This is a genomic window from Nocardia wallacei (genome assembly GCF_029869545.1).
Lineage (GTDB): Bacteria > Actinomycetota > Actinomycetes > Mycobacteriales > Mycobacteriaceae > Nocardia > Nocardia wallacei_A.
Genome location: NZ_JARWQD010000245.1, coordinates 1 through 3,816, shown reverse-complemented (window position 1 = coordinate 3,816; position 3,816 = coordinate 1). Strand labels below are relative to the sequence as shown.

The following is a 3,816-nucleotide window of genomic DNA, read 5'->3' as shown; positions in this document are numbered from 1 at the left end:
CCCCCGGGGGGGCCCCCCCCCCATACCCCCCCCCCAACCAAGCCCCCCCCCCCCCCCCCGCCCCCCCCCCCCCCCGCCGGGGGGCCGCTCTCGCATGCCCACCGCACCACCGCCGCACCCCTTGCGCGATCACGCACCCCTTCCAGGGCCTCGCAAGGGGTGCGTGATCACACAAGGCGTGCGGGAAGTTTGTGTCGTGCGCGGTTTCGTTGGGGTGCACGGGGTTACGCGGGGAAGGAGGAGGTGATGCGCTATCGCCGAGCATGGATTGATGCTGGGGGCGCACCTGCCGTCGGGCTGGCTGTTCCCGGTGGCGGCGATCTTCGGACTGGTCGTGATCATCGCCCTGGTGGTGCTACTGCTCGTCAGCGGAGCCGATTTCGACGACCCACCGCCCCCCGCGACAACCACCACCCCCGGCACCTGCGCCCCGTTCTGCACGGCCCCCAACCCCCACTGACAACCACAAACCCCACTGCCCCGCACCATCTTCCCGCACCCCGCCGTTCCCGCACCCCTTGCGTGTTCCCGCACCCTCTACAAGGCCCTGCAGGCGGTGCGGGAACACGCAGGGGGTGCGAGAAGTAGTGGTGGCGTTCGTTTCGGGCCGGGCTTGCCGGGGTGGATATGATTGAGGGGACAGGTGATTCGCGACTGGTGGAGGCGCGGTGTTATTCGATCGCGGAGTGCTGCTCGAAATCGCGCCGCGCAGTTGGCTGGTGCTGGCTGTCGTATTGCTGGGCTTCATGGTGTTCGTGGCGCTGCTGGTGCTGTTGCTGGTCAACGGGAGCAGTTTCGACGATCCGGCCAGCAATCCGCCGATCACGCGCGGCTCGTGCTATCCGTTCTGCACGGCCACCCCGGCGCCGCCCCCGCCGCGCTGAGGGGCTAGACCCAGACGCCCTTGCCCACCGTCACCACACCACCGTTGCTGACGGCGAATCGTTCCCGGTCGCGGTCCATGTCGACGCCGATGATCTCGCCCTCGCCGACCATCACGTTCTTGTCCAGGATCGCCCGGCGGACCACCGCGCCGCGGCCGATCCGCACCCCCGGCATCAGCACGCTGCCCTCCACGGTCGCGCCGTCCTCGACGAACACATTCGACGACAGCACCGAATTGCGCACCGTCGCCGCCGACAGGATGCTGCCCGACCCGACGATCGACTCCTGCGCCAGCCCGCCCTGCGCGAACTTGGCGGGCGGCAGATTCTCCGCGGCGCCGCGAATCGGCCAGTGCTTGTTGTACAGGTTGAAGATCGGATGCACCGACACCAGATCCATATGCGCGTCGTAGAACGCGTCGATGGTCCCCACATCGCGCCAGTAGCCGCGATCGCGGTCGGTGGATCCCGGCACATCGTTGCGCGCGAAGTCGTACACGCCCGCCTCGCCCTGCGAGACCAGCGACGGGATGATGTCGCCGCCCATATCGTGGTCGGAGTCGGCGTTGTCGGCGTCGGCGCGGATCGCGTCCACCAGCACCTTGGTGCTGAACACGTAGTTGCCCATCGACGCGAAGGTGACGTTCGGATCGTCGGGCGTGCCCGGCGGATGGACGGGCTTCTCCAGGAACTGCGTGATCCGCCCCGCCTCGTCGGAGTCGATGCAGCCGAATCCGCCCGCCTCGCTGCGCGGCACCCGGATCCCGGCCACGGTCACGCCCGCACCGGAGTCGATGTGGTGGGCCACCATCTGCTCGGGATCCATCCGGTACACGTGGTCCGCGCCGAACACCACGATGTAGTCCGGATCCTCGTCGTAGATCAGATTCAGCGACTGCATGATCGCGTCGGCGCTGCCGGTGTACCAGCGCGGCCCGAGCCGCTGCTGCGCGGGCACGGGGGTGATGTACTCCCCGCCGAAGCCCGACAGCCGCCAGGTCTGCGAGATGTGCCGGTCCAGCGAATGCGACTTGTACTGGGTGAGCACGCACAGCCGCAGATATCCGGCGTTGACCAGGTTGGAGAGGACGAAGTCGATCAGGCGGTAGGCGCCCCCGAACGGGACCGCCGGCTTGGCGCGGTCCTTGGTGAGCGGGAAGAGTCGCTTGCCCTCACCACCGGCGAGCACGATCCCGAGTACGTGCGGCTGGCTCCTCACAACGCCAACTTACCGCCGCGAACCATGCCGTGTCCGGCAGCGGAGCCGGAGTCGTCGCTCACCCGCGTGCGGCGTCGGTGCTGTACCCGGGCCCGCAGCGGCCGTCGCTGCCCGGAAGGGGGGTCGATCGCGCGTGCCCGGCGCTCGACGCCACGATTGTGTGGGAGTGGTCACGCCGGGGGCGAACGATTAGGTTGGACCGGTGAGTTTCGGCGCGGAGGGTGGACGCGAGCCGACCGAATCGCGGGAGCGGGCCCGGCTTCAGGTCGCGGTATTGACCCGTGAGTACCCGCCGGAGGTGTACGGCGGGGCGGGGGTGCATGTCACCCAGCTGGTGTCGCGGCTGCGGCGGCTGAGCGAGGTGACCGTGCACTGCATGGGGGTGCCACGCACCGATGCCGTGGTGCATCAACCGGATCCGATGCTGTACGCCGCCAATTCGGCCCTGCAGATGATGTCGGCGCAGCTGCGCATGGCCGATGCCGTCGGCGGCGTGGACGTGGTGCACTCGCATACCTGGTACACCGGGCTGGCCGGGCATCTGGCCGCCACCCTGTACGGCATCCCGCACGTGCTGACCGCGCATTCGCTGGAACCGCGCCGCCCCTGGAAGGCCGAGCAGCTGGGCGGCGGCTACCGGCTGTCGTCGTGGTCGGAGCGCAACGCGATGGAGTACGCCGATGCCGTGATCGCGGTCAGCCAGGGCATGCGGCGCGATGTGCTCGACGCGTATCCGACCGTCGACCCCGAGCGAGTGCATGTGGTGCACAACGGGATCGACGCCGAGGCATGGTGTCCGGGCGGTCCGGTCGACGGCGCCCGGGACGTGCTGGCCGAGCTCGGGGTGCGCACCGACGCGCCGATCGCCGCCTTCGTCGGCCGCATCACCCGGCAGAAGGGGGTCTCGCATCTGCTCGCCGCCGCCCGGGAATTCGATCCGGATATCCAGATCGTGCTGTGCGCGGGCGCGCCCGATACCCCGCAGCTGGAGGCCGAGGTGTCGGCGGCCGTGGCGGAACTGGCGCGCCGCCGCGGCGGCGTGTTCTGGGTCCGGGAGATGCTGCCCACCGAGCAGGTGCGCCAGATCCTCGCGGCCGCAACGGTATTCGTCTGCCCGTCGGTGTACGAGCCGCTGGGCATCGTGAACCTGGAGGCGATGGCCTGCGGCACCGCGGTGGTGGCCTCGGATGTGGGCGGCATCCCCGAGGTCGTCGCCGACGGCACCACCGGCCGCCTGGTCCCCTACGACGACGCCGCCACCGAGGCATTCGAGTCCGGCCTCGCCCGCGCGGTCAACGCGATAGCCGGAGACCGCCTGCTCGCCGACTCCCTCGGCGCCGCCGGCCGTGCCCGAGCCATCGCCGAATTCGACTGGACCCGTGTAGCCGAACAAACCATCCGCCTCTACGACCGCATCCGCAAGGGCTGAGCCGCCGCTCCGTGCCCGCGACGGGTTGCTTCTCGTTTTCGTGCCCGCGACGGGTGGTCTCTCGTTTTCGTGCCCGCGACGGGTGGTTTCTTGTTTCGTGCTCGGGGTGGGTGGTTTCTTGTTTTCGTGCCCGCGGTGGGTGGTTTCTCGTGCTCGCGGTGGTGTCACTCATTCCCGTGGAAGCGGCCCCAGGGCGGGAGCACGGGTAACCGGGCCAAAGCGCACCGGGTAAAAGGAATACCGGAACCAGGTTGTGAACGCGAGAATAAAGGGGAGGGGCGCTA

At 69.3% G+C, this 3,816-nt stretch carries 4 protein-coding genes; 3 read left to right on the top strand and 1 reads right to left on the bottom strand.

What is annotated here, in order from left to right; translation table 11 throughout:
- Positions 1-271 precede the first annotated feature (271 nt).
- Positions 272-460 (top strand): hypothetical protein, encoded by a 189-nt coding sequence (locus tag QH290_RS20700; protein WP_280267013.1) that lies wholly within the window; start codon positions 272-274, stop codon positions 458-460.
- A gap of 208 nt (positions 461-668) precedes the next feature.
- Positions 669-884, top strand: a complete 216-nt coding sequence (locus tag QH290_RS20695; RefSeq protein WP_280267012.1) for a hypothetical protein — start codon at positions 669-671, stop codon at positions 882-884.
- 4 nt (positions 885-888) lie between these two features.
- Here QH290_RS20695 and glgC read toward each other — a convergent pair whose 3' ends face one another.
- A complete protein-coding gene (gene glgC / locus QH290_RS20690) occupies positions 889-2,103 on the bottom strand; it encodes a glucose-1-phosphate adenylyltransferase (RefSeq protein WP_280267011.1) in 1,215 nt (404 codons plus the stop codon).
- Between the two features lie 202 nt (positions 2,104-2,305).
- Between glgC and glgA the strand changes: the two genes are divergently transcribed.
- Positions 2,306-3,532, top strand: coding sequence for a glycogen synthase (gene glgA, locus QH290_RS20685; RefSeq protein WP_280267010.1), 1,227 nt, complete (start codon positions 2,306-2,308; stop codon positions 3,530-3,532).
- Positions 3,533-3,816: the final 284 nt, after the last annotated feature.